The organism is Alteromonas lipotrueae, assembly GCF_019249255.1.
GTDB lineage: Bacteria > Pseudomonadota > Gammaproteobacteria > Enterobacterales > Alteromonadaceae > Alteromonas > Alteromonas lipotrueae.
On record NZ_JAESDJ010000013.1, the window covers coordinates 1 to 26,209 of the forward strand.

The window sequence follows — 26,209 nt, forward strand, 5'->3', positions numbered from 1 at the left end:
GTTAGCTCAGCTGGTAGAGCAGTTGACTTTTAATCAATTGGTCGCTGGTTCGAATCCAGCACGACCCACCATCATTTCTTAAAGCGCTTTCTACCACGCTTTCTTTACTAAAAATATCAACCCCAAAGCGTCATCTCCAGAAAATGCCTTCTACCTATTACGGGTCTGTGCTAAGGCTGCTCCAGAACACAATATTAAAGTAAAATAAACTCAGCGCTGTCAGGCTATCTTCTGCTAACAATTCCGAAAAAATGTGGTTGCCGCTTTGCGTTAGTTCGTTACTAGCATTTATTCTATCTGTAATTCAATTTTTTAGGATGGTATGGTTGAAAATTGGTCAATCATCCTTAACTAAGTAGTATGTATTTTTTATGACAGTTGGGTATAATCCACGCCCTTGTCACAACCGAGATGTAGGTCAATGTCAGTAGCCTTTCGAGTGGAACAGGTAGAGTATCCTTTTCCCGCTAAACCGCAGCCATTATCAGATGCCCGTAGAGCATCGCTTAAAGCTGAGATTAAATCTTTGCTTAAACAGCGAAATGCTGTGTTGGTTGCGCATTACTATACCGATCCTGAAATTCAGGCATTAGCGGAGGAGACCGGTGGTTGTGTTGCTGATTCTTTAGAAATGGCGCGCTTTGGTCGTGATGCCGCAGAGCAAACGTTAATCGTAGCGGGCGTTCGCTTCATGGGTGAAACAGCAAAAATACTCAGCCCAGAAAAAACAGTACTTATGCCTACACTGGAAGCAACCTGCTCCTTAGACATAGGTTGCCCCATTGAAGAGTTCAGTGCGTTTTGTGATGCTCACCCCGATCACACGGTCGTGGTTTATGCGAATACTTCGGCTGCCGTGAAAGCCAGAGCTGATTGGGTGGTTACATCAAGTATTGCGCTAGAGATTGTTGAGCACCTAGATAGCCAAGGTAAAAAAATCATCTGGGGGCCTGACCGCCACCTAGGTTCGTACATTGCCAAACAAACTGGCGCAGAAATGTTGATGTGGCAGGGCGAATGTATTGTTCATGATGAGTTCTCAGCGCAGAAGCTGGCTGATATGAAAGCGCTGTATCCTAACGCGGCAGTATTGGTTCACCCTGAATCACCCGCTAGTGTGGTAGACATGGCTGACGCAGTAGGCTCAACTAGCCAACTGATTAAAGCGTCGCAAACTATGGCTAACGACACCTTCATCGTGGCAACCGATAAAGGCATTTTTTATAAAATGCAGCAACTCACGCCAAACAAAACGTTTATTGAAGCTCCTACTGGTGGAAACGGCGCAACGTGTAAGAGCTGTGCTCATTGCCCATGGATGGCCATGAACGGCCTTGAGGCGATAAAAGCCTCATTAGGTGCTACGTATGAAGGGCATGAGATTTTCGTTGACGACAGCCTGCGTGAGGGCGCTTTAATCCCACTCGACCGTATGCTCAACTTCTCGGAAGAATTGAAAGCGAAAGGCGGCCTGTAACGCTTAATAAGGCAAAGGCGAGTAATAATTCAGCAGTTAGCGTGTTTTTTCGCGCAACGTCTTGATTAAGACACTCGCTTTACCTACTATACGCGCGCTTAAGGTGAATTGTCCGCGCGTAAGGTAATTACCAAGCAGTATTTCGTTGTTTGCGTTCACCGCAAATAGCACAAAGTTTGGAGAGGTGGCTGAGTGGCTGAAGGCGCACGCCTGGAAAGTGTGTTTAGGGTTAAACCTAACGAGGGTTCGAATCCCTCTCTCTCCGCCAAATAAAAAAAGCCCCGTTTTCTTTGCGAAGAGCGGGGCTTTTTTGTGTTTGTAATTCTATGATTGGTAAACACTTTAAGAAATAAAAACCTCACTCGTTTTAAACATAAAAAACCTCAGTTATTTGGGGTTTAAAGTTTTCAGTATCACTGTGCGAACAAAACTTTAATCTTTTTCATTCGCGCTTTGTTTACGCCAAGATCAGAAATGCCCAGCCGCGATGCCGATCTAAAGTCAATCTGCGTTCTATCACCAACTTTTTGTGAAAGCAAAAATTCAACATCATCAACAAAACCAATTAAGTGCGACCTGAATTCTACTCTTAGGTAGTTATCTTGCTCCTCAACTATTGTGGTTCGAGGTAGCGAATTAATAATGCCCACTAATTTCTCTTTCGCTTGCGCCCTTGAGCCTTTAAATAAAATAGGTGCTATATCTTGAGCGTTTTTATCCATACTGCTATGGCAGTTAGGAGTAATAGGGCAATCTTTTAGGGTTTCGCCGCTGACACCTAATTCGGGTGGGATAGTAGAGCAACCTACTAGAGGTAACGAACAAAGTAGCCAATACCGCTTTTTCATAATTTCTCTTTGTGTTTGAACATCGCTTTGTACTTCAGTTACAGATTAACACAGGTTTTCTACCTTTTTAATATTCACCTGTCTGCGTGTTGTTTGGTGTTTAGCTTGTTAGTCGTGAAGGCGTAAGATCTAAAGACGTAAGTTGTGCAGGTATAATATGTTTCAAACTCAGCTTATCGATACACCAAAATTAAAAGTCTTTTGAATAAGCAGATTTACACAATCGATACATGAATAAATTTCATGATCTTAATTATCAAAGGGCGGCATCAAGTAGTACAATCACGTTTTTATTTCATCATTCGTTAGTAGAGCCGTAAAATGAAATTCTTTATAACCCTTATTCGCAACCTACTCGGGGCCATCATTGCTTTTATAGATGTCATTACCCGTGGCACTAAACTAAAACGTTCGCCAGAAAAACAAGTGCAGGTGGCTGAAGAAAGCCAAAATTTGGCTTTATACCAGTTCTTTGGTTGCCCTTTCTGCATTAAAACTCGCCGAGCAATGTACAAATACAATGTGCCTATTCAAAAGCGAAACGTATCAGAGGGGTCGCCGTATAGAGAGGAGTTGTTACAAGGTGGCGGAAAAATTCAAACGCCATGTCTTCGAATTGAAAATAAAGATAGCGTTGAGTGGTTATATGACTCTAAAGCGATTATTGGCTATTTAGAAACGCGCTTTGTTGAAGCAAAGTAACTGCTCGTTATAGTTTCTAGCTTTACTGTAACGGCTAGCCCTAATAAAGGGCTAACCTTCTAAGAAGAACAACTGTAGTGGGAAATACCGCCAGCGTTAAAATATTCTGGAGGGCGCAAACGGTAATAATGGCTTTGTGTTTGCGCTGATTGTTCTTCGTAGGGTTTAGTAAGCACGTCTTGTAGCGCGTGAATGCGATCAAAATTGCCAACTTCCGCGTCTTTATACGCCGGCACCACTAACCATTCACGCCATGTAAACTTAGGGTTGGTAAGCTTCATTTTCTTAACGCTTTCGTTAATATCACCCGACTTTTCAAGTTGAGCTCGCCAACTTTTTAGCCACTCATTCCATTCAAAAACCAAGCTTTCTTTAAGCTCAGTATAAAAACTTGTTTTTAGTGCTTCAACATCCTTAGGATGGTTAGATAGCTCTCTGAAAAAGTGGTTATAGTCCACACCAGTGCGCATCATTAAGTGTAATAGTTGAAGCAGCAGCTCATTATCGTAAGCGTTAAGCCCGAGTTTTGCGGCCCACATGTTGTCCATCTTTTCTTGCATGGCCGAGGCAAAATTGCTGTTCACATCACGTAATGCTTCTAGTTCAGCTGGTGCATTGGTGAGCAAGGGCTCGATGGCACGACAGAACATATCAAAGTTTTTTTCTGCCGCTACAGGCTGGTTTAAAAACGAGAAATGACGTCCTCCACCAGTCCATGGTTGGTAAGCCGGGTCGAACAACTCACAAAATCCAAAGGGGCCGTAATCTAGTGTATAGCCTCCTGCCGCGCAGTTGTCGCTATTGAAGTTTCCTTGGCAGTAACCTACTCGAATCCAATGCGCCACAAGTGATGTGAGTCGGTCTTGAAAGGCAGTAGCAAGGGCAACAAGCTGAGCTTCAAATGGTTGGGCTGTATCGATATCACCTTTATACTCACGTTCAATCAAATGTGCTGCCAGAAGCTGAAGCTCATTTAAAGCAGTAGGGTGTTCGTTGCTTCTTGCCCGTCTTCCAAAAAGTTCTAGCTGACCCACGCGAATAAAAGAAGGAGCAACGCGAGTTGAGATGGCCACAAGGTTTGGCACCATGACTTCTGGGTCTTGAGAGTTAGAGCCCTCTAAATACCAAGGTCTGTCGACAGTTTCAGACTGAGACATAAATAAACTGAGAGAGCGAGAAGTAGGGATACCCAATGCGTGCATATGCTCTTGTACTAAAAACTCTCGCACACTGGAGCGCAATACCGCTCTGCCGTCTGCACCTCGGCAGTAGGGTGTTCTTCCTGCGCCCTTTAACTGCATTTCAAAGCGCTTTCCATTAGTAACAATTTCTAGTACTGAAAGAGCTCGTCCATCTCCGTACCCATTGCCCGTTGAAAATGGGCATTGCTGAATATATTCGGTGCCATAAATTGACAAAGCGTAGCCGGTAGCCCACCCATAAGGCCTTATTTCGGCGGGAAGGGAAGACATGTCGCCAGAAAATAAGCGCATAAATTCAGGCGTGTGGGCAAGGCTATTATTAAACCCTAATTCTTCGAAGAACGTTTGGCTATGAACAACGTACATGGGGTTTTCAATAGGGGTGGGCGTTACCGGTACATAATGGCCAGAGAATACCTGCCTTGGGTTATGCTCATTGCCGTCTTCTTGCGCGTGCGGATCCACAACCAGGCTGCCTAGAAACGAATAATCAACGTATTTTGCAAGGTCGCTAATAGTTTGAATTGGCTGTTCAGTTTTATTTTCTTGATCGTCTAACATTGGCGCCCCTTTAAAACGTTTGATTTAGACGGCATTGTACTACATATGAATCTGGTTACTTGAATCGATCAGACTTTACACTGCAATGAATAATTGAAGTTACAGTGCATCAATATATTCGGCAATGGACAAGCGTCATTAAACGATACTGAGAAACGTCGCCACTTAACTACATCAATAAAAGGCATTATTTAGCGGTTTCAATTTAGGGTTAAGGTATAGGCTATTTTTACCTAACCCGAAATTCAGAAATTTGCCAGTTGCGTCCGATCACACGTTTGTATTAGAACGGCAGTAATATGTGCGTTGAGCGGACCTTGGCGCAATGCATTTCCCACCCTATTGATCAGTAGATTTACATGAAATTCATTGACACACTTTGATGCCAATTCATGGCAAGGATGCCATTGCTAGCAACTCACTCTCATACCTTTAAACGACATCGTCCAGAGCAGACAATACTGTATCAATTGGTCGAACATCACTATCCAGAATTTCTGAAGCAGCTTGGACATCAAGGAAAGTCGTTACCACACCATGTGGAAAAAGAGTTTGAAGAGTTTCTTAGGTGTGGTCGGCTTGAGCATGGCTTTTTGCGTGTAGTTTGTGACGACTGCAAGCTTGAGAAACTGGTTCAGCGCGACTTCAACTTTGGGGCGTAGACAAAAGCAAAATAAGATACTAAGAAATAAATCCTGTCATGCTAGGGCAGCTTGCGCTCGAATTCCAAAATTGCTGTACCAAAGGCTTGAAAAGATCAAACAATGACAACTGTCCTATTAACCAAAATGCTTAAACCATCTTAGCAATGAACATCTAACCAACCTAAAAGCCAGCTGTAACGAAGGGTAGCGTTAGTTTTACTTCTACTCACCTTTTGATGATATACCAACAATTATAGCCTTTTTCATAGCGCCAGAGCTCATTGGAAACCGTGTAGCCCAAGACGCCAACTGAAAAGCGTATGGGGCATCAGTCAAATAAATAACAGGGTATGTTTTGTCAGTATTTGGCGAGTAAGAACGTGGCGTTTTGATAAACAGCGGATAAACTCTAGATGTTGATTTTTCAATTAAACTGACAGTTTCGCTACGAGGAATTTCGACTGATTTACAATAAACGGAAGTGCTAAGAAAAATAAAATAAACCAATAGCGTACCAAAAGTTATATATGGCACTAAACCAAGTCGATGATATTTCTTTTCGATTCTTTGAATTTGCTCTATCTTTACATATTAATTAAGAGCTTTGATATCTTCTATTGACTTTAACTCCATCTGTCGACTCTCCTTTTTCTATAACTCCGCAAGCGGATATATGTCTTTACAAATATTCGTTCGAGTGGATGTTTACTTCATTTGGTCACAGGGTCAATCAATATTCGCATTTAATAAGACTTAGGTTTTGAACGTTGAGCACTTTTCGAATTATAGCTCCCCAGCGTAATTCGAAAGGTCTTGTTCAGACCGGTAAAGTTGATTCCGTAGTCCGTTTGATCGCCGTTCCACATTCGCTGAAAAAGCCACTCTGCGTCTGTAAATTCAACTTCTTCAACGGACACAAAGATCGCTTGTTGGTTTGGTAGTGTTTCGTTGTTTTTCTTAAATTCAATTCGGGCATTTTTCCCGGTCACTAAAAATACGTTCTCATCCATTTTTGCGATAAGGACACCGGCATTTTTGAACTCATTCGGCTGCTTGAGTCCTGTTGCATTTGACGCGGACCAGGCCCGATAACCGAATGGCCACTCATCGAAGCTAACCTCGGCAAGCCAACTCCCAAGATTAAAATGACGAGAACCGTTGTTATCTCCGCGTGCTGCACCCCAGATACCGTTCTCAAAACCCAGACGTGACCACTCACTGGCAGCATTTTTGATCAGGGCGTAGTTTGCCGCAAACCCTTCGATATCGTCAGGTTTAAACCCCGTTATATCATTAGGGTGAACTTTGTAGTCAGCATCATCGATACCAAAAGGTGAGAAGCCTATGGCACCGCGACCCAAAACTTCGAAAAAGTAACGAGGATAGGCATCGTGAGTTCCCGTTTCAGAAACAAAAAGCGGGTTATCAATCCGTGCATACTGGTCTAATACTGCATTGTAGTCATGAGATTTGGGTAAATAGATATCCGGGGTTAGCATGTCTATTGCAGGGGCGCCTACCTTCCACACGTCGAGAACGTTAAACGTTGGCCCACCAGTGGCGTATTGCCCCGGTGATTGCTTGGCCGTGGGATGACGAAGCGCCGCATTGGTATACATCGGTAAATTCAGAACTTCCCGCCCAGCCTCAGCGAGTCGGCCTACGTAACGAGCAAACGCATAAGCCGTGAACATTTCTTCGGCGTCTTTACCAAAAGCATCGCGCCAAATACCGTTTTTAAGGCCTAAATTTTTCGAAAGTTCAGGCGGAACCGGCGCTTCAAACACTGAATTTGCCAACGCTGAATGATCGCGAACGAGGCCATATACACCGACCTCGTTTTCTACTTGCACCATGATTACCGTGTGTTGACGATCATACTTTTTCAAATGCCGCATAAACGCCGTAAATGCTTTGCGTTCAGCCATAAATAATTCCTGACTGTGCGGCGAGAGCGCATAGTGATTATCCCCGTCAGGTCGTATCATTCGAGGAAAACGCTGATTGTCTAGCTTAACCCAAGGAGGAGTATAACTTGGAGAAGTATTTTTAAAAGCACCGAACCACAAAGGAACAACACGTACATTTCGTGTTCGTGCCTGTTCTAATAACGTATCGAGAAACGAGAAATCAAATTCACCTTCAATCGGCTCAATCTGCTCCCATGAAACGGGGATTTGCAGTGTATTGGCTCCCAACGCCTCGACACTCTCCCACACTGATGGCAGTGCGGCCACATAATTACTGGAATTATTTGTCTGAGCGCAAAGCATCAAAAAAGGCTTATTATCCACGAAGAAAACGCTGCGCCCGTTGCGAATATGCAACTTAGGTAAAATATTTGTGGCGACACTCAGCGCTTTTTCATGCGATTGCCCAAACGATACGACACTTGGCTGTGGATCTTTTGACGTCATCATGCAGCCTACTAAAGACATTAAACACGTCAACATCACGAGCGCTTGAGAGAAACGGAAATTGATATTAAGCATACTACGGCGCTCTATCTCAGCAGATTATTGGTGCGATAAATAGGCCAGAACCTGCTATTTATTCACCCCTGTTAATAGTTTTTAAATAATAGCCATTTGCGGCAATCAACGTACAGCAATTTATCGAGGCTGAAAAAAGCCGACTTGTTTTCCATCATTCTACGGCTTCTAAATTGATTTTATTGTGAATATAACTTTGCCTTGGGTTATTCTACTTTGCAACCACATTACGATGACAGATAGGCATTACTTACCCAGAACTCAGGTTTGTCAGTATCTGCGAGCTACTATCGAGACATATATGGACGCTCCCGTGATGTCAACGTAATACCAGCCTCTTCGTGCTGATTTTCAGCATGAATTACGCTCTAATCTTCTTTTACCGCTAGTCTGTCAGGTGAATACATCAACAACATGGCTAACGTTTTTTGGGTTGGTGATGGCGGTCTTCATACCACTATTCAAGACATTGAAAAGTGGGATAGGCAGTTTTACAAACCAGTTTTAGGGAAGGAACCGCGCAAATTTATGCATCAAATAAATATCTTGGCTCTATACACGTAACCGCAATTTCATTGGCATGCGCGGATAATCGGGATTGCCATGATTTATTCCATTCATGATGGTTAAGCAGTTCAAATATACGCTTATAGAACCGCGAGATTTGCGCAGGACTCACCGTGAAACGTTTTAAAGTTGTCTTATCATAATGTTCACTTGCGATAAAACGAAGATCGGATTCAGTATCACCAAATGACGCATTTAAACAGATGGGTTTGATCTTGAAGTAGCCCAGTAAGGCAACAAAGAAACATCGATGTGAAATATTGCGGATGCGAGTAGCTGCATCTCCTTCAATACTATTCAGCGAGAAATATTGACGTCTTTGTTCGTCATCAAGCGCGGGAATACCGTAAAGATCGTCTATTTCGGATTGGTAAAGGATGCTCAGTCGTTTTTCAAAAGACATTTTTGCCCAAATACTGAGAGTATAGGCCATCACATCAAATTATTGAAAATTGACAGTCCTCTGCATGTCAAGTCTGATAGGGGCTACAGAGATAATTGAAAAATTAAGAGGGAATGTCCAAACTACCCCGTCATGGTCGTTTTTCAGCACTTAAGAAAAAGCTCCCTATGTTTCATTAATTTAGGAGCTTTTATTGATGATGTTTTGACGGGGGGACTAACGGATGGTTAGCTGAATATCGCCGATACCTTCGATACTTCCGCTTATTTTGTCTCCAGAAACGACAGGCCCAACGCCATCTGGCGTACCAGTGTAAATCAAATCGCCGGGTTGTAGATGGTAAAATTTGGACAAGTCGGCGATAATTTCACGCACGTTCCAGATTAACAAATTTATATCCGAAGATTGTTTGGTGTCACCATTCACGGCCAATTCGATTTTGCCGTCGTTTAACACACCTGTTTTACCTATTGGCACAATGGGGGCCAGAATCGCAGACTCTTCAAAGTCTTTACCCAGATCCCAAGGACGGCCTGTTTCTCTCGCTTTTAACTGGAGATCTCGACGGGTCATGTCCAAACCGCATGCGTAGCCGAAAATGATGTCTTCGGCTTTCTCTTCACTGACATTGAAGCCTTCTTCACCAATCGCAACGACAAATTCCATTTCATAATGGTAATTGTCTGTTTGGGGAGGGTAATCAATGCTTGCCCCTGTTGCCACGTAAGTACTGGCATCCTTAATAAAGTAAAAAGGACTTTGTACACTTTTATCAACGGTGGCACCCATTTCCGCCGCATGAGCATGGTAATTTCGTCCCACACAAAAAATACGATGGATAGGAAACAGGCTATCAGAGCCTTCAATGGGCGCCAAAATGGTTTCTTTAGCGGGGAATACGAGTTTATTTGTCATGTTTTTCCTTTTATAAATGCTGTATTGATAAGGGTTAAAAAATACCGAGGTAACGATGTAGTGGCGCTTCGTCGGCAGTGATAATGAACGCAGGCTCAGTTGCAGAGGTGTTGCTGAGCGTTACCTCGCTGTAACCGGGCGCGCTGAGCGTGTCCTTTTCTGTCCATAGCAAAGCGTCGTTTGAATCCACTTGTAGAGTGCCTTGACCCTCGACAATATGGAAAACACTGGCGCTTGTGCGTTTAGGCAAAGATAGGGTTTCGTTAGGGCGTAGCATCATGGCGCCAAAGCCAATGCTGGGGAATAAGCTGGCTCCGTTTTCTGGATTGACATAAGCGATGCGGATTGGACTGTCACTGTAGTGCTGAGCCATTTCCATCAAACAAGCCCGTGTTCTTGTCCATGGGTAGCGCAGCATCGGCGAATCCGTATTCTCTCTTTTAAAATCCAATTCAGGCACCACGCCTGCGGCGCTGTATTCGGCAAAGGATTTATCCCGTTCAAGCACCTTGGTCTGAGTTTTTCCCTCAATTGCCCAAGAGCCTTCTAGTTGATACATCAAAGGCAGATCGAGTATGTCTAACCAAATAATCGGTCCGTCGCCGTCGTGCTGGTGCTCGTGCCATTTTCCAGATGGCGTCAGAATCAAGTCACCTCGTTCCATGATGCAAGGCTCGCCGTCGACAATGGTGGTTGCCCCTTCGCCTTCAATGATAATGCGTACGGCGTTGGGTGTATGGCGGTGATTGGGGGCGGTTTCGCCCGGTAATATTAACTGCAACCCCATATAAATACTGGGAGTGGCTTGCATGTTGGTTAGCCCGTGTCCTGGATTAGCCAGCACCAATACGCGACGTTCGGCTTTTTCCATCGGCGTTAAATCCCCTGCTTCGATTAACAGAGGACGAAGTGTGTCAAATTGCCAATTTAACGTTTGGGTTTTACGGCTCGGGACCTTATGAGGCAAAACGGCACGCATATTGGGCCAGAGTGGCACCAAGTTTAAATCGGTTAATTTATCGCGGTAGGATTGAGGTAAATCATCAAGAGTACCTAATGATTGCATGGGAAACTCCTTATTATTTATTTTTCAATTTCACAAAATTAAACGATGAAATCGGGCTGTTGGTTGGGCGCGGCTTGTTGAAAAGCCGTGTTTTGTTGGCAGTGCTCATAAATGCTTAAGACTTTCGTAAAAGACGACAAATCACAGCCGAAACGCAGAGCATTGGCCACTTGTGGGACTAAGCAACAATCTGCCAATGTGGCCTGATCGCCAAAACAATAATCACCATAGCCGTATTCGTTTAAACGGCTTTCCAGTGCTTCGAACCCTTCTTGAATCCAGTGTTGATACCACACCGTTTTTTGTTCATCCGTAACCTCTAGTTGCTGCTTGAGATAGCCTAGGATGCGAAGGTTATTAACCGGATGCATGTCGCTTGCAATCATGTGACAGATTTCTAAAACCCTTGCCCGTTCTAATGAGTCTTTAGGCAGTAACGGCGAGTCAGGGTAGGTGAGTTCTAAATAGTCCAAAATAGCCATGGATTGTGTGAGTGTTTGGCCGTCATCCGTAATCAGCACAGGGACGCCCTTTGCTGGATTGAGTTTTATATGGCTCTCGGTTGCTTGCTCACCAATACGAATGTTGACGCCATGATGCTCGTAGCTTAGTCCTTTCAAGGCGAGTGCAATTCGCACTCGGTAGGACGTTGAACTGTTAAAAAAGTTATATAACTGCATGGTTTTTTCCTATGATTGGGTCGAATTAGGTGACGGTTTTGATGCTGTTTTTTTGATCAGATAAGTAACGAATGGCACCAGGATGATATTGAATCCCCGGATAGTTTTTATTCACGGTATTAACTGCGAGTGCTTTAAAACCTGGGAATATTTTGATTAAAGCGTCTTTGTTCTCGAGAATGGCTTTTACCATGTGATAAACATCTTCGTCAGATACTTTATCGTTAACGATTAGAACGTTATACCAAGTCAGCATTTGGATTGGTTGGTCTATGCCAACTAGATGTGGCGCTGGTTTTACTTCGGAAAAATAAAAGGCTGGACGTACTTTAAGAATGACATCGCGTGCTGCTGGATCTGTGTTAACCGGTAAGAATTTCACACCGCCTACGGAAGCATCTACTTCCGCTACTTTTGGTCCACCAATGGCAAAATAAGTGGCGTCCAGTCGGCCTGATGAAAGATTGTCTGCGGCACGGATTAGGTCAGGGACAGGAACTTTTTTTACATCTTCCCAAGTTAAACCGCCAGTCGCCAGCATGGCTCCCATATGCGGGCGGCCAATCGGAAACGCATTCCACCCCGAAGCGACTCGTTTCCCTTTTAGGTCTTCGATGCGGTCAATTTTGGATTGCTTTTTGACAAAAATGCCAATCGGCTGAGGGCTAATGCGCAGTGCTACTTTTAAATGACGACGTTGTTTACCTTTATAATCTGCCTTTCCCTGTACCGCGACAATGGCGTCATTGATATCATTAATAGCAAACTCGGCTAAGCCTTGGTTAACGGCATCCATCATAGCGCGATTACCACTATAGGGTTGAACAACCAAATTGATATTGGCTTTAGAGCGCGCAACATTGGCTATGCCGTTACTCATGGTGTTCCAAATAGAACCTTGTGGTGGTGACGCGATCGACAAAATTTGTGCCGATATATTGCTAGAGACTAGTGTAATAACGCTCGCAGTGATCAGTGATAATATTGTTTTTTTCATTGTTCTCTCCAGGTTATTTATAGTTATTGTTTGCTGGCTAAGTGATTCGCGATGGTTCTACGAACGAGGTATTAACCTTATCTAAACTTTAGGAAAACCTGCCCGTCTTCCATTCGAGTTGCGTACGCTTTGATATCCTCAGTCAAGGGTTCGCTCATGGCTTTTCCCGTTTTTATACAGAATCTCCCTTGATGAAGCGGGCATTCGATTTGTCCGTCTTCTAAAAATCCATCGCTTAATAGGGCATGCCCGTGTGTGCAGACATTGTCTGTCGCAAAGATTTCATCCTCGACTTTATACAGCGCGATTTGATGACCATTGACCGTAACGCCAATGACATCGTCTTCAGGAACATCGTCAATGCTGATGGTCTCTATCCAGTTGTCACTCATGGAAAACCTCTTTTTTCGAGTATTAAATTGGGTAAATCAAAGAATTAAGAATCATCTCGTTGTCAAAAATGCAGAGTCGAGATTTGATCTGAATACCTTGTTCCGTTAGGCGTAAATGATCCAGATAACGACCGACGTTATAGACTTCAGCAATGCCATTATTCTTGGTTCGAAAAACCGTGTAATTAGCTTGTGATTCAATGATGCCGTCATCTGATTCACTTAATATCAGAGGCGATGAAACCAGATGCAGCTGGTGGTAAGGGTCGTGAAATATGGTTTCTGTGATACCGTAAATACGGTCTTTCAGCATGCCTTTACTGGTGAGTGATAACGCGGCCATGGGCAAGTTGCGTTCATAGTTTTCTCTGGCTTGAACCTTGTAAAGGCAATCTTCGCTAAACATGTCGAGCCATGCGTCCCAATTTTCTTGATCAACCATAGCGGCGTAATTTTGGTAAAATTGAGTCAGTTTTAGGTAGTTGTCGGCTTTCATTGTCATACTCCCATCACTTTGCGCCAGTAGGCGTACATGCCTCGGATTAAGGTTTCAGAGACCATATGATCGGTTTCTTCTATTTCTTTCCCGCCCAGTTCTGCCAGTGAACGATGGAAAGGTTTCTGCTCAAAACCCTGTTGAGAAAACTCAATAACTTCACCGTCATCCGCCGAAACAAAGCCCGCAGGGCCAAACAGGTTCGCTTGGCGCAAACGACGCTCGGTCATGTCGGGGGTATCGTCTTCGTAGCCAAAATGCGTCCAAACAAAGTCGAATGAACCATGGCCGTTTGGTTGAATATGACGGGTACTGACACTGTTAACCTGCTGTTGCAGAATGACGCTTGGGAAGAGGGTCATCATGACGGCGGTCGGGCCATCCCACCATGGCTCGACTTCGACATCTAAGAAGCTAGGGTCATTGAGCTGCATGGACTCTTTAAAACTGGAAACATTCGTGGTTTGTGTGTCTTTACCGCCTGAGCCTCGTGTTGAGATCATCGCGGCATGGCGAAAATGTTCATCCATTTTTAACTCAGAGCGGTTATCTGCACGCCATAAGCCAAAAGTGACAAACCAGGTATGCAGTAAACCTGGGTGGTAAGGGTCTTTGATGTTTTCCTGCATCAGTTTCCAATTGCCTGGAATACGTTGTTTGTTGTAACCCAACAAGGTGAGCTTGCGACCATTAAACATCCGATCAAAGTAGGACAACATAGTGGGGCCAAGAAAATCTTCAAATGACTCAACATTTTGGTCAAAACTGGCGAAAACAACACCGCCGCGCGTTGCGACTAATAGTTTGGTTAAGCCATGATCAGATGTTTTGAAATCTTTAGGCATGCCGCCTTTTGCTTTGCCATCTTGTTTGACACCTCGGCGGAAAGGAACCCCTTGCAGCTTGCCTTCTAGGTCGTAATTCCATTGGTGATAAGGGCAGGTAAAGCTTTTGACATGGCCATGTTTTTCTCGACAAAAACGCATGCCCCGATGGGCGCAAACGTTTTCAACCACATAAATACTGTTATCTTCATGACGGACCATAATGACGGAACGTTCGCCAATAACCGTGCGTTTGAAGTCGCCAGGTTGTGGAATTTCGGCTTCTAATCCGACATAACACCAATGTTTTTTATAAAAGAGTTTCTCAAGCTCCTGCTTGTGTATGTCTTCGTCTGTATAAGCCCAAAAGGGAATTCGACTGGTGTCTTCATGCTCCCAAACAGGTGCCATTGGAATAGGATTTTCATGACTCATTTTATTCGCCCTTTTGGTCTTTATTATGGGTTGAATATTGGCCTTAAAAAGAAATGACTGGTTTCCTGTAAAGGCCTTACTTTTATGTCAAAAAATTAGATAAATGCTGTTAAACCCCGCTAGGGTAAAAGGCATCGGCATATATACGATCGATATCGGCTCCGCGTTTGCTGCAAACCAAAGAGGCGGCTTCCACCATGGCTGGTGCTCCCGCTAAATAAATGCGCCAATTTTTAAGTTCTGGAAAACGTTCTGTGATGGCCTCGATTACCAGACCTCGAAAATGTGGACTATTGGGTTTTGTATGATCTAAGGCAATTAGGTACTGGAAGTTGGCGTATTCAGAGGCCAATTTTTCCAAATAATCCAAGCCGTATAAGTCTTCTTCAGTGCGCGCGCCAAACACCAGTTGAATGTTATTTTGCATTCCAGATTCTAGTGCGCCTCGGACAATTGAAAGGATAGGTGCAAGCCCTGTCCCGGTAGCAATACACAACATAGGGTCGGTATTTTTACGTCTAAGATAAGAGGCTCCAAGTGGGCCATTGAGTTTGATGGATTCGCCAATCTTGATTTGTTCATCGAGCTTGGATGTCACTCGACCATTTGGCACAAGACGAATGTGGAACTCTAACGAATCATCGTCCGTTGTGCCTGCCATAGAGTAAGATCGAGTACCGTCTTCACGCCAAAAGGTTAGGTTGGCGAATTGACCGGGAGAAAACTCGAAGGTTTTGTTGGTTTTGAGTCTTAATCTACGTACATCATTCGATAATATATCGAAAGAAACTATTTCCGCTTTTATCGTCTTTGTTGGGTGTGTAACGATTTCATCAGGTTCTGGGATTTCAATAATCGAATCCGTTTCAACACGGCTTTGACAGGCTAAAACGAATTGGCCATGTTGTGCTAAACGTCCTTCTGCAGCCGCTGGTCCGTTCACTGAACCTTCAATAACTTTACAGCGGCAGGTTCCACATCGACCTGAGAGGCAGCTATAGGAAATGGCAATGTCATTTTCCAAAAACGCTTCTAGCAAGGTGCTGCCTTGTGAGGCACTGATCGTTTTATTGACAGGTTTAATGAGTATTTCCATGGTCGCTCTTATTTATTGAGATCTTTATACGGCTACTGTGATGACGTGAAAAGGTCTCTTATTATTGTTTGATTTATGTGCGATGCTTTTGCATGGAATTGACTATAGAAGTTATTGAAATATTCAGATATAAAATAATCCTAATAATAATTATTCACATCAGTGAGATCTCTACCATGATTCGACTACAAGATATTGATTTAAATTTGCTGGTTGTTTTTCAACTAATGTACCGAGAACGGAAAACTGGTTTGGTAGCAGAGCACCTAGGATTGACACAACCTGCGGTTAGTAATGCGCTTGCGAGGCTAAGGCTGGCCTTGCATGACGAGTTATTTGAAAGGACGGCGCGAGGTATGAGACCTACGCCATTTGCAGATAGTATTGCGGAATCTATTGGCTATTCGTTGAGTACATTGCAAGACGGATTAAATTATCAGGAGCGTTTTGATCCTTTGTCGAGTGACCGATCTTTCTGCATCAATATGACGGATTTAGGGGAGATTTATATGTTGCCGCGTCTGATGGCCTACCTTGCTGAGCACGCCCCTAATATTTCAGTCAGCACGGTAAGAGACCAAGGACACTCCCTAAAAGAAGAGCTAGAAACAGGCAGTGTGGATCTGGCTATTGGACTGTTACCACAACTGGAAGCGGGTTTTTATCAGCGTCGTTTATTCGATCAAGATTATGTTTGTTTGATGCGAGAAGGACACCCTTGTGCGATGGGTAAGTTAAGCTTAGAAGACTTCTCTAAATCAGAGCACATTATAATAGAGGCTCAAGATACAGGACATGGTAGGGTGGAGAAATTATTAGCAAAAAGCGGAGTATTACGAGTCAGTAAATTGAAACTCCCGCACTTTATTTCGGCACCTTACATTGTGGCAAAAACCGATCTTATTGCCACCGTGACCGAAAAGCTGGGTCTACAAACGGCCGAAAATCTGAATTTAATCGTGAAAGCCCATCCTGTCGATATTCCTCCAGCGCAAATCAATATGTTTTGGCATCGCCGTTATCATCAGGACACGGGCAATGTCTGGTTTCGGAATTTGATCTTTGAATTGTTTTCAGAATAGTAAACTGTGTTCAATTCTAGTCATCCTGATAAGAGTCTCATTGTCAGTAAGGCAGGCCTTTCTAGCAGGATGGCGATGGCTCATATTATGAGTAATATCGTCATTCACTTGCTTTTAAAGCGTCTAGCCAAACGTCCTAACTCACTAGTATCTCTGCCACCATCTTGTTGGCTCATAGCCTGTTGAACCGGCTAACGTCATCCTTATTGACGGAATGGTTTACGGGTCTGACGCCGCTTGCTGGAAAACTCACTGTCGGCAAAAGTTAACTGTTGGCTCATGGGTGTTGGTCGTTGCGATTTACTATACTGCTATGATCTCACATCTGGGACTTATTCGCATCTTCCCTAGATATACAGCATGAATGATAGCTCCCAAGAGTATAAACAATATCATGGTGGCTATAAGTAAAAATATAAGTCCAGTCATTATTAACCCACCACTTTCAACCTGATGTAAATTCATCTCAGGTGAAAGTCCGAACTCTTTTGTCACAAACGCAATAAAGCTAAACGATGGAAAGATGCCCAGTATGATACCAATAAAAACAAAGTTTGAAATTTCACTTTGTACTTTAGGTTTGAGTTTAAAATAATCAAACATACGTTTGAGCATACTTGTAGCACCTAACTTTAAGCTAAGGGGCGCAGATACGTGGGGCATAATGGCGAAGCCGCCCCGCGTATAGGGGGAACTCTCCAGCGAGCAGCGCGAGTACCTTGAGTGGTTTGTTATGCACTTACACTGTTATCTCTATGAAAAATAGCGATTTTATTATTATCCAAATCCCTAATGTAACAAGCATAATAAGCATTATCATTTCGAGGGCCAGGCTTGCCTTCGCAAGTCGAGCCTAAGCTGATTGCTAGCTGATAGACCTTCTTAACAAGTTCATTACTGTTAACTTTGAGAGCCAACATAGTTCCGTTACCGAATGTTGCATTTTCTTTATTGTGTGGTTTAGTAATGGATAACTTTGTATCAGAGCCTGGAAATGCATAAAACACAACGTCTTCTGTTTTTGCTACTTGCTTTGCACCGATTAGACCAAGAATTTGGTCATAAAACTCAATAGCTTTATTAAGATCGTTAGTTCCTAACGTAATGTGTGAAATCACTTCCGATGTCTCCTAGGTGCATAACACCAAATTAAGCGGCGTTGCCCGCTCTTGGCAATGTCCGCTTCAATTTTCTTGTTAGGCATCGCTATCATTCAGGCGCACAGTAACTAGCATTAAAAACACCTCTAAGCTCTAACCCACTTTCTAACTTTAGATTATAATTGCCTTTTAGTTCTGTATCAGTTGCACTCAGAATATTTAACTCTCCGTTTTTACAAATACTCATCTCGTCGGCAAGATCTCCAAAAACGAAAAAGCAATATAGCAATTCCTCTCGTTGTAGTGTTGCTGCACCAGATTCGTATCCTAGCGCAAACCACTCAGAACTCTCTTTTCTCCCATCTTGCCAACTTCCAGCCTGGTACATCCACACACCAACCTTTTTCGGATTCGGTTCATTATTGAAACATGCTGATTGAAATTCTACTGATTGATCACGACACCCAACTAAAAAACTCAAGCTAGTAAAAATAAAAAAAGATACGAGAACTCTAAGTTTCATATGTGTATGCCTAACAATTTAATAAGGCGCAAATTGCGCGTTTTTCTACCGAGCTACCGCTCGTTTTTGTCCATATTGTCATGATTACCAAATTTGTGAAAGCCGATGCAGACAATGGCTGCAAGAAAATAAAGCTATTTAATTTTAGGATGCAAACGCGCAATTGGGTCGTTTGCTTGAATATAGGGGAAAGGTAGCTATAACTGTATATAAATACAGTTGTATTAAAAGTTCATGAAAACAAAGTCTCCTTTCTTAAATCACATAAATGACTACATGCTGCTAAAACAGTATTCCCCAAGGACTGTCTCTACATATTTAAAATGGATTTCAGCATTTATTCACTTTCATGGGAAACGTCACCCTTCATCAATGGGTGATAATGAAGTTGAACAATACCTTGAACATTTGGCGTTAAATGCAAATGTGTCACGGCGCACGCAAGCCACTGCATTAAACTCGATATCGTTTCTTTACAAGCACATTATAAAGAATGAACTGTCTCTCAATTTGAATTTTGCCAGAAGTAAACGCCAACCCAAACTACCCATTGTTATGACGCAAGATGAAGTGAAGCTGCTTATGTCAAGATTGGATAAACGTTACTATCTTATTGCTGGCTTGATGTATGGCAGTGGCCTAAGGAGCATGGAAGCTGTGCAACTGCGCGTGTAAGATATTGATTTCGATTGCAAGTGTTTAAGAGTCTGGAATGGTAAAGGCCAAAAACACCGAGTCGTTACTTTGGCAACGGAGCTTATTCCATTACTTAGAAATCAAATAGCGCAGGTTGATGAATACCTGAGACTCGATATACAGAATGAGCAATACGCCGGTGTTTGGATGCCTCATGCACTTGCTAAAAAATACTCTTCAGCGAATAAATCGCTTGCTTGGCAGTTCCTGTTTCCCTCTCATAAATTGAGCGCAGACCCAGAAACTGGTGAAATAAGAAGACATCATTTTCATCCTACTTGCGTTCGCAAAGCGGTAAAAAAAGCTGTATTGGTGTAGGGTTTGAAGAAGCCAATCACGCCTCATACTTTAAGGCACTCATTTGCTACCCACTTACTACAGTCTGGCGCAGATATCCGGACGGTTCAGGCCCAACTGGGACATTCTGATGTAAAAACTACTCAAATATATACTCATGTTCTTCAGCAAGGCGCTAATGACGTAGTAAGTCTTTTGAGTCGTTTATTTTGATGATGTATTAACACTATTGACCGCTTTGGCACCAAAAGCACCTACTCAATTTATAGCGGACATACCTCTGCTCATTTCAGATCTATAAAACGAAAAAACCAATGTCTGCTTATTGCATACAGCAAGCATTTAAACCCTGAGTGCATGCGGCCGCCTTATGGCATAACTGGGAAGTTAAAAACCTAAACTCTGGAGGTCTGCTGTTTGTCTTCAGCAGCCCCTCAATCAGACTGCGATCAGTGACTGGTTATCGCACGAAGCCGAATATCGGCCATGTACCAAAAGCCGATCTTGAGACACTTAGAGATTAACACTGCAAAGATAAGATACCAGATGACCTATTATTGAAAACACTGTTCGACTAATCGTTGCGATAACAAAAGACGTTAAGTAGGTGCATTTTTTGCTCCTACTGCAAATCCATCTTGCTAAATCTACTCAGCCAAATTTGTGAAATCATGTTCTTAATAAATTGTCCAACAAGCTGTTGGATATTTGACGCTTGTTTAGCTGCTGCATTTTGTGCAACAGCTTATTGCACTTTTAATTGGTCAACGGGCTGTTGACCATATGTTCTATTTTGGACCCCATGAGTCATTTGTGCAGACATGTTTGTACAAATAGGAAAGTGCATATTTTGCACATTGCTCAGGTCTCTTGATCGTTCATTACAGTCTGTCGAGTTGACCCAAGTCAACGTGTCAGGCCAAGCTTAAGCAATACACTTCCTGACTATTATTTTTCAGGGTAACTCAGCGCTAGATTTATCATTTCTTTCAATATCGGCATTCATTCTTTTCGACTTTTTTAGTACAGCCTATTCCTTAAATAGATCCCAGAAGCATGTAAACCTGCTTGCAACCCTATACATACGATTTTAAAATTCCGTTTTTTCAAATTCGTTACGGAAATTTCTTATGAGCTACAACAATGTCGATGCCTTAACAAAGCACCTTAATGATTCTCCTGAAAGCGTTGAGTTTGTTGACGTTATTGCCCTTATCGATAATGCATTTACTTTCACGCCAACGGCCTTTACTAATGGCGAAGTAACTAATGAAGCTAACCAAAACAATGGTTCTTGCAAGTTACTCGCGTTAGGCCAGCACCTTCAACTTAACCAAGCGCAGACATTGGCACTGTTTGGTGGTTTTTATCGTGATGACGTTTTGAAAAATCCTGATGGTGATGACCACGCGAACATTCGCAATTTTATGCAGACAGGGCAGGAAGGGGTGAGTTTTGAGACATTCCCGCTATCCGTTAACAGCTAGGTTTTTATCTAGGCTCAGAATCTCTCAACGTTAGTACTTCTGCGCCTGTCGCCGTTACCAATACCGTGTGTTCCCATTGAGCAGATAACTTCTTATCTCTTGTAACCACGGTCCAGCCGTCTTTTTTAAGCTTTGTTTTGTACGTTCCTTGATTAACCATGGGCTCTATTGTGAATGTCATACCTGCTTCCAATTTAAGCCCAGTTCCCGTGCTACCCACGTGGACTATTTCTGGCTCTTCGTGCATTTCTTTGCCAATACCATGGCCACAATAATCGCGAACAACACTGTAACCATGTTTATGCGCATGCTGCTGAATAGCAAAGCCAATGTCACCAATTGTCGTGCCGTGCTTAACGGTGTCTATACCTTTCCACATCGCTTCATACGTCACATCAACTAATCTTTTCGCTATAGGTGAAACAGTACCAATAGCGTACATCTTGCTGCTATCTGTAATATAACCATTTTTTTCTAGGGTGATGTCTATGTTGACGATATCGCCATTCTTGAGCTTTTTGGTAGCAGATGGAACGCCATGGCAAACCACATCATTTACAGAGCTATTAAGCACAAATTGATACCCGTATTGCCCTTTACTTGCGGGTCTCGCATTAAGGCAATCAACAATATACCGTTCTACAAAGCGATCAATTTCAAGGGTGGTAATACCTGGGGCAATAAAACTATCTAACTCGCTAAAAACCTTTGCCAGTAATTTGCCAGATTCACGCATGAGTGAAATTTCACTTGTCGATTTTATAAGGCTATTCACTAACCAACCTTACTGAAAATACGTTTTGAGAGCGCATCTCTAAATCAATGATCTGTTCGTAAGATAATTTGGGATTTTGCTCTGCTAGCCGGCCGACTTTCATCCAAAATTCTGCTTGCGAATTAATAGAACGTTCCATCACTGCGCTGGTTTTGCGCACCTCTTCATGCAATGCATCAGATATTTTAACAATTCCCATAACCAACCCAGTAGGTATATATTATGCTACATAATGTACTATTCTATATATATTGTCCATTTCTGGGTTTTTAGACTTAATAACAGCAGACGTTAGCAAAACTAGTACAACACTTGTTGTCGCAAGTGGTATTGATGCTAGAGAGCGATTCCAATAACAGGTCGATGTTTGTGAGCGCATTCCAGCGAAAGTTAGACAATCTGAAATTTATACCCCTTGCACCTCGTAAAGTGTCGAGTCGGCAGATTTTAGATAACTTGCTACACTGTCCTTGCGTGCCTCTAAATGGTTGGTTTGCACTAAAGGTTTTTGTTAAGCATGGCTCAGGGCATCGCACAGTGTTTCATCACTGTGTGCCACACCAATGACGTGAATATTTATTTTTGTTGCGTCTTTTCCAACATAACCACCACTCAAAGTTAAGCAAAGTAGATTATTTAGGATGATGTAGTGCTGATGAAAAACTGACGCACCCAATTTTTCATCAGCACTGGCGAAGTGGTATACCGAAGGAAAAGAAGTGGGATGCCGCATTGTTCTTCTTGTTGCAAGAGGTGAAGAGCGTCAAACCTGGTTCAATATTAAGCGCTATTATCTTCAATTTCAGAATTCTGTTTATATCTGTATCCCATTTATCTCTCGCCTCTAAAAAACTATATTCCTTTGCATCGGGGAGGAACCCTATACCGTTTTTTAAGGAGTGCGTTATATGGCTATAGCCACAGTAAACTATCATGTGAAAAGTAACGAAGTTCAGGCATTTCATTTTGATGTTAATGGTGTTGTTGGAAATTTGATTTCGCCGGAATTAGTTTCAGTCAAGGTGCCGGTTACTGACATTCGAAATAAAACGCGTTCAGTGGACTTCGATGAAGATGGGATCATTTTTATAAATGCACCGACAAAGGTGCATGCATTTGATGAATCTGAAGCGTGGGCGAGCGACTATGAAAGTGAGCTTACTGCCATTCTACAGCAGCAGATAAAAGCAAAAGAAGTGATTGTTTTCGACCACACAGTACGAATTGACGACCTTAATGCTACGCGCAGACCTGCCCGTAATGTTCACAATGACTACAGTGAAGGTGGGGTAGAAAAGCGTTTGGTAGATGTTGTAGGAGCTCAAAGAGCGCATGAGTTTCAGCAAGGGCATTTTGGATTTGTGAATGTATGGCGCCCAGTGGAATACAAGATACCGTCATCGCCATTAGGGTTTATTTGCCCACGCTCGATGCAAGAAGATGATTGGATGAACATCGAATTAGAATACCCTGATCGCAAAGGCCAAATATTAGGGGTAGCTGAAAACAAAACACACGAGTGGTTCTATCAGTCTGATATGACGCCCGAAGAAGCGATAATATTTAATATTTATGATAACCGTGGAAGACCGCATTTGGCGCATAGTGCACTAGATATGGAAGGTGATACTGCTACGACAAGACCTCGCCAAAGCATAGAAACGCGCACGCTTGTTCGGTATTAGTTTATTTTTGACATACTCGGGAGCGCATAACAGAAAATAAGGGGGTGTATAAGTCGAGATGACTCCGTTTTTAAGGGTTAAGGTATTTATCTAACACTTCAAGCAGCTTTTCTTTTCTTATTGGCTTGCTAACATGGTCGTCCATGCCTGCATGTAGACAGGCATCGATATCTTGCTGCATGGCATTTGCTGTTAATGCAATAATGGGTAAGGTACCGTTCATTTGATGGCGTATAACCCGAGTGGCCTCGTACCCATCCATCTCTGGCATTTGAATATCCATCAAAATAACATCAAACGATTGTTGAGATAATTTGTGAATAGCGTCGTTTCCGTTGGCAACACGGAGTATTTGTAGATTTGTGGCGTTTAGCATTGCCGTTATAACTTCAACGTTTATGTCGTTATCTTCGGCCAATAGTACGCGTGTCTTTTTGAACTGGGTAATTAATTGCGCGGCTTCTTGGTTATGAATGTATTCGTCACCTATTGAATGACAAAATTCCAACGTAAAATAAAAGCGTGAACCTTGTCCAATGGCGCTAACAACGTGAAGTTTAGAGTTCATTTGCTCTAATAATTTATTGCAAATATTTAAGCCTAGGCCTGAGCCTCCATACTTTCGTGCCGTTGAGCTTTCAGCTTGAATGAAGGGCTGAAACAAGTTTTCTTGTTGGGACTTGCTGATACCGATGCCGTTATCCTGAATCCATACGTCGAACAAGCAGTGGGTGTTGTCTTTGTGTTTAACCTCAATGCCTATTTCTATAACCCCAGCACTTGAAAATTTAATGGCGTTGCTAATCAAGTTGGCGAGTACTTGTTTAAGCCTAAGCTCATCAAAAATCATCTCTTTTGGAAGGTTTTTGTCGATATTTAGTTTAATCGTTAAACCCTTGTTACTTGCTTGAGCGTGGAATATATCAAGTAGCTTTCGTATGCTTTGACGTAAATTATAAGGGCCGTAATCTAGAGTTAACTTGCCCGCTTCAATTTTAGAGAAGTCCAGTAAGTCATTAATAAGTTGCAGAAGCATTTCAGATGAATTAACTATTTGGCTGGTCAGCTTTTTAGTTTGTTTATCTTCTAGTTTGTCAGTCAGTACTTGCCCAAAACCAATGATGGCGTTCAGAGGGGTTCTAATTTCGTGGCTTATGTTAGAAATAAACTCTGTTTTAAGCCTGCTATGAAGTTCTGCTTTTTCCTTCGCTGAAATGTAGAGAGCATTGGTCTTACGTGCCTTTTTAAGCAAAATTAAAATAATAACCAGGGTGACAAGTGTTAATGCAATAAAAATCACCAGCCACCGGGTGAAGAGCTTTTGCGTTTGCTGAGCAGCTTCCCTAGCGTTAAGCAGTTCAGAAATAGCACGGTTTTCTTTTTCTAGTAATGTGGTTTTTTCTTTTTGCTGCTCTATTTCGTAAACTAAGTTTGCGCTCTCTAATAGCTCTAAATCTTCGTACTTTTTAGCCTCAAGATATTCGTTATGGTAAACCTCGTACTCTTTGTACGCCGTTTCAAAATCACCTTCTTTGGCAGTAATTTGGGAGGCGAGTTTTTCAAGTTCTGCACGCCACGTGGTCTTCTCACCTACTCGGTAGTCATCATAGGTGCTGCGAGACTGGTCAAGGGCCACTCTCGCTTCTCTCAAACGTCCGCGTTCCATCAGCGCTTTCGCTTTTAATCTATAAATTTCGCTATCGTAAAAAGAGGTAGTAAGCGGGTGAGAGGTGACAGTTTCAGCCAGTTTCAAGGCCTCTTCAATGTTGTCAGTGCGAAAATAGGTAGACGCCATTCCATACAGGGCAATATATTCTGCGTAATTAATGTCTATATTTCTGTCTGATTCTATGGTCAGTTCAAAGTAGGTAATCGCTTTATCGAAGTTGCCCATATTTCTAAACAAAATGCCAATGGCGTACAGGTTGTCACTGACAAGCGGCCATTCATTGAGCGCTTTTGCCTCTGCTAACGACTTCTCATAATACTCAAAGGCAATATCAAAGGACTTTACCGAATGATAATAATCTGCGGCCATGTAATGGTACAGGGCGGTGGCATAAGCGAAGTTATTTTCATAAACCAGGTCGTTGAGGGTGTTTAATAAGTTAACGCTTGATGCAAAAACTTGCCCTTCATTGTACGAAAGTATGAGATACGCAATCGCCATAGCCTTAACAGACGGGCTGGCTGCAGGAGATTGTATGACTTCACCGAATAGCTGATAAGACCGGTCGTAGTTGGCATTGATACCACTCATTCTGGCCAGCCCGGTTTTAATGATTAACCCATCTTCCGTTTCAGCGACTAAATATTCAAGGATAGTCAAAACATCATCAGGGGCGGTGTGATGTAACTTGAGTTTAAGTTGAACGTATCTAACGGCTATTTTGGTTTTTTCAAGCGAGGTGAAGTCGGGGGTGAGTAAACGCGTTTCTAGCGTCGATATTACCTCGCCAATAGGCATTGGGGTTTCAGTTTTAACCCGTGAATCTAACGACTCAAGTTCAGTCAATACATTGGCATTCACCACGTGGCTAAATATACTAAGGCCAACTATTGCTAGAACTTTAAGATAAAATCGGATCATGGATAGCACAGTATTTTCTTACGTCTTGTTGAGTGATTGCTAGGCTTAAACTAACACCAACGAACTAAATTCACTTCTCGCAAATTAGCAGAGATAAAACCTCATGTCTTGAATTTAGGATAATTATCCAGCGCGCCATATAAAATTTAGTCTTTAGTCTAATGTTTTTGGCTTGAT

Annotated in this window: 24 protein-coding genes, 1 tRNA gene and 2 pseudogenes; 8 read left to right on the plus strand and 19 right to left on the minus strand. The window is 42.7% G+C overall.

Annotated features, from left to right (window positions below):
• Positions 1-421 precede the first annotated feature (421 nt).
• Positions 422-1,477, plus strand: a complete 1,056-nt coding sequence (nadA, locus tag KYS23_RS15905) for a quinolinate synthase NadA (protein ID WP_159529753.1) — start codon at positions 422-424, stop codon at positions 1,475-1,477.
• 178 nt (positions 1,478-1,655) lie between these two features.
• A tRNA-Ser gene (locus tag KYS23_RS15910) sits at positions 1,656-1,745 on the plus strand.
• A gap of 145 nt (positions 1,746-1,890) precedes the next feature.
• On the opposite strand, the gene KYS23_RS15915 is transcribed toward KYS23_RS15910, so the two are convergent.
• On the minus strand, positions 1,891-2,325 hold the full coding sequence (locus tag KYS23_RS15915; protein ID WP_218419364.1) for a DUF1499 domain-containing protein: 435 nt from the start codon (positions 2,323-2,325) through the stop codon (positions 1,891-1,893).
• A gap of 321 nt (positions 2,326-2,646) precedes the next feature.
• Here KYS23_RS15915 and KYS23_RS15920 point away from each other — a divergent pair, with 321 nt between their 5' ends.
• Positions 2,647-3,027, plus strand: a complete 381-nt coding sequence (locus KYS23_RS15920) for a glutaredoxin domain-containing protein (RefSeq protein WP_159529757.1) — start codon at positions 2,647-2,649, stop codon at positions 3,025-3,027.
• Positions 3,028-3,086: 59 nt separating this feature from the next.
• On the opposite strand, the gene KYS23_RS15925 is transcribed toward KYS23_RS15920, so the two are convergent.
• The gene (locus tag KYS23_RS15925) at positions 3,087-4,790 is read right to left on the minus strand and encodes a protein adenylyltransferase SelO family protein (RefSeq protein ID WP_218397959.1); all 1,704 of its coding nucleotides are present in this window, start codon (positions 4,788-4,790) and stop codon (positions 3,087-3,089) included.
• A 392-nt stretch (positions 4,791-5,182) separates the two neighbouring features.
• Between KYS23_RS15925 and KYS23_RS15930 the strand changes: the two are divergent.
• A pseudogene (locus KYS23_RS15930) lies at positions 5,183-5,425 on the plus strand (transposase zinc-binding domain-containing protein); the annotation flags it as partial.
• A 752-nt stretch (positions 5,426-6,177) separates the two neighbouring features.
• Here KYS23_RS15930 and KYS23_RS15935 read toward each other — a convergent pair.
• From KYS23_RS15935 to KYS23_RS15980, 10 genes are all read right to left on the minus strand, one after another.
• A complete protein-coding gene (locus KYS23_RS15935; protein ID WP_218419366.1) occupies positions 6,178-7,854 on the minus strand; it encodes a DUF5597 domain-containing protein in 1,677 nt (558 codons plus the stop codon).
• Positions 7,855-8,452: 598 nt separating this feature from the next.
• Positions 8,453-8,896 (minus strand): DUF4158 domain-containing protein, encoded by a 444-nt coding sequence (locus tag KYS23_RS15940; protein WP_159529762.1) that lies wholly within the window; start codon positions 8,894-8,896, stop codon positions 8,453-8,455.
• Positions 8,897-9,112: 216 nt separating this feature from the next.
• Positions 9,113-9,811, minus strand: a complete 699-nt coding sequence (locus KYS23_RS15945; RefSeq protein ID WP_218419369.1) for a fumarylacetoacetate hydrolase family protein — start codon at positions 9,809-9,811, stop codon at positions 9,113-9,115.
• 34 nt (positions 9,812-9,845) lie between these two features.
• A complete protein-coding gene (locus tag KYS23_RS15950) occupies positions 9,846-10,877 on the minus strand; it encodes a cupin domain-containing protein (protein WP_246604444.1) in 1,032 nt (343 codons plus the stop codon).
• Positions 10,878-10,915: 38 nt separating this feature from the next.
• On the minus strand, positions 10,916-11,557 hold the full coding sequence (maiA, locus tag KYS23_RS15955; RefSeq protein WP_218419371.1) for a maleylacetoacetate isomerase: 642 nt from the start codon (positions 11,555-11,557) through the stop codon (positions 10,916-10,918).
• A gap of 25 nt (positions 11,558-11,582) precedes the next feature.
• Complete coding sequence (locus KYS23_RS15960) at positions 11,583-12,554, minus strand: TAXI family TRAP transporter solute-binding subunit (protein WP_218419373.1); 972 nt, start codon at positions 12,552-12,554, stop codon at positions 11,583-11,585.
• Positions 12,555-12,631: 77 nt separating this feature from the next.
• Positions 12,632-12,946, minus strand: coding sequence for a non-heme iron oxygenase ferredoxin subunit (locus KYS23_RS15965; RefSeq protein WP_159529772.1), 315 nt, complete (start codon positions 12,944-12,946; stop codon positions 12,632-12,634).
• A gap of 22 nt (positions 12,947-12,968) precedes the next feature.
• Complete coding sequence (locus KYS23_RS15970) at positions 12,969-13,448, minus strand: aromatic-ring-hydroxylating dioxygenase subunit beta (RefSeq protein ID WP_232370594.1); 480 nt, start codon at positions 13,446-13,448, stop codon at positions 12,969-12,971.
• A complete protein-coding gene (locus tag KYS23_RS15975) occupies positions 13,445-14,701 on the minus strand; it encodes an aromatic ring-hydroxylating dioxygenase subunit alpha (protein ID WP_159529774.1) in 1,257 nt (418 codons plus the stop codon). Before KYS23_RS15975 ends, KYS23_RS15970 begins: the two co-directional genes overlap by 4 nt.
• A gap of 109 nt (positions 14,702-14,810) precedes the next feature.
• Positions 14,811-15,797, minus strand: coding sequence for a 2Fe-2S iron-sulfur cluster-binding protein (locus tag KYS23_RS15980; RefSeq protein ID WP_218397953.1), 987 nt, complete (start codon positions 15,795-15,797; stop codon positions 14,811-14,813).
• Between the two features lie 176 nt (positions 15,798-15,973).
• Between KYS23_RS15980 and KYS23_RS15985 the strand changes: the two genes are divergently transcribed.
• Positions 15,974-16,879, plus strand: coding sequence for a LysR family transcriptional regulator (locus tag KYS23_RS15985; RefSeq protein ID WP_159529777.1), 906 nt, complete (start codon positions 15,974-15,976; stop codon positions 16,877-16,879).
• 303 nt (positions 16,880-17,182) lie between these two features.
• Here KYS23_RS15985 and KYS23_RS15990 read toward each other — a convergent pair whose 3' ends face one another.
• The 3 genes from KYS23_RS15990 to KYS23_RS16000 all read right to left on the minus strand — a co-directional run bounded on the left by KYS23_RS15990 (position 17,183) and on the right by KYS23_RS16000 (position 18,502).
• Positions 17,183-17,494 (minus strand): hypothetical protein, encoded by a 312-nt coding sequence (locus KYS23_RS15990; protein WP_159529779.1) that lies wholly within the window; start codon positions 17,492-17,494, stop codon positions 17,183-17,185.
• Between the two features lie 116 nt (positions 17,495-17,610).
• A complete protein-coding gene (locus KYS23_RS15995) occupies positions 17,611-17,997 on the minus strand; it encodes a VOC family protein (RefSeq protein WP_159529781.1) in 387 nt (128 codons plus the stop codon).
• A gap of 91 nt (positions 17,998-18,088) precedes the next feature.
• Entirely contained in the window at positions 18,089-18,502 is a 414-nt protein-coding gene (locus KYS23_RS16000) for a hypothetical protein (RefSeq protein WP_159529783.1), read from the minus strand.
• A 234-nt stretch (positions 18,503-18,736) separates the two neighbouring features.
• On the opposite strand from KYS23_RS16000, the pseudogene KYS23_RS20745 reads away from it, so the two are divergent.
• Together KYS23_RS20745 and KYS23_RS16020 are read left to right on the plus strand one after the other, a co-directional pair.
• Positions 18,737-19,708 (plus strand): annotated as a pseudogene (locus tag KYS23_RS20745) (integron integrase).
• 917 nt (positions 19,709-20,625) lie between these two features.
• Positions 20,626-20,982 (plus strand): HopJ type III effector protein, encoded by a 357-nt coding sequence (locus KYS23_RS16020; protein WP_218419380.1) that lies wholly within the window; start codon positions 20,626-20,628, stop codon positions 20,980-20,982.
• 4 nt (positions 20,983-20,986) lie between these two features.
• Here the strand turns inward: KYS23_RS16020 and map are convergent, their stop codons facing one another.
• The 3 genes from map to KYS23_RS16035 form a co-directional block, all read right to left on the minus strand.
• Positions 20,987-21,757 (minus strand): type I methionyl aminopeptidase, encoded by a 771-nt coding sequence (map, locus tag KYS23_RS16025; RefSeq protein WP_218419381.1) that lies wholly within the window; start codon positions 21,755-21,757, stop codon positions 20,987-20,989.
• A complete protein-coding gene (locus KYS23_RS16030; RefSeq protein ID WP_057792933.1) occupies positions 21,750-21,956 on the minus strand; it encodes a ParD-like family protein in 207 nt (68 codons plus the stop codon). Before KYS23_RS16030 ends, map begins: the two co-directional genes overlap by 8 nt.
• Before the next feature lie 312 nt (positions 21,957-22,268).
• Positions 22,269-22,490 carry a hypothetical protein gene (locus KYS23_RS16035; protein WP_159531446.1) on the minus strand — a complete coding sequence of 74 codons (222 nt, stop codon included), beginning with the start codon at positions 22,488-22,490 and terminating at the stop codon, positions 22,269-22,271.
• A 175-nt stretch (positions 22,491-22,665) separates the two neighbouring features.
• On the opposite strand from KYS23_RS16035, the gene KYS23_RS16040 reads away from it, so the two are divergent.
• Positions 22,666-23,442 carry a CmcJ/NvfI family oxidoreductase gene (locus KYS23_RS16040; RefSeq protein ID WP_218397941.1) on the plus strand — a complete coding sequence of 259 codons (777 nt, stop codon included), beginning with the start codon at positions 22,666-22,668 and terminating at the stop codon, positions 23,440-23,442.
• Positions 23,443-23,512: 70 nt separating this feature from the next.
• Here KYS23_RS16040 and KYS23_RS16045 read toward each other — a convergent pair whose 3' ends face one another.
• Positions 23,513-26,032 carry a hybrid sensor histidine kinase/response regulator gene (locus KYS23_RS16045; protein WP_246604445.1) on the minus strand — a complete coding sequence of 840 codons (2,520 nt, stop codon included), beginning with the start codon at positions 26,030-26,032 and terminating at the stop codon, positions 23,513-23,515.
• Between the last annotated feature and the right edge of the window lie 177 nt (positions 26,033-26,209).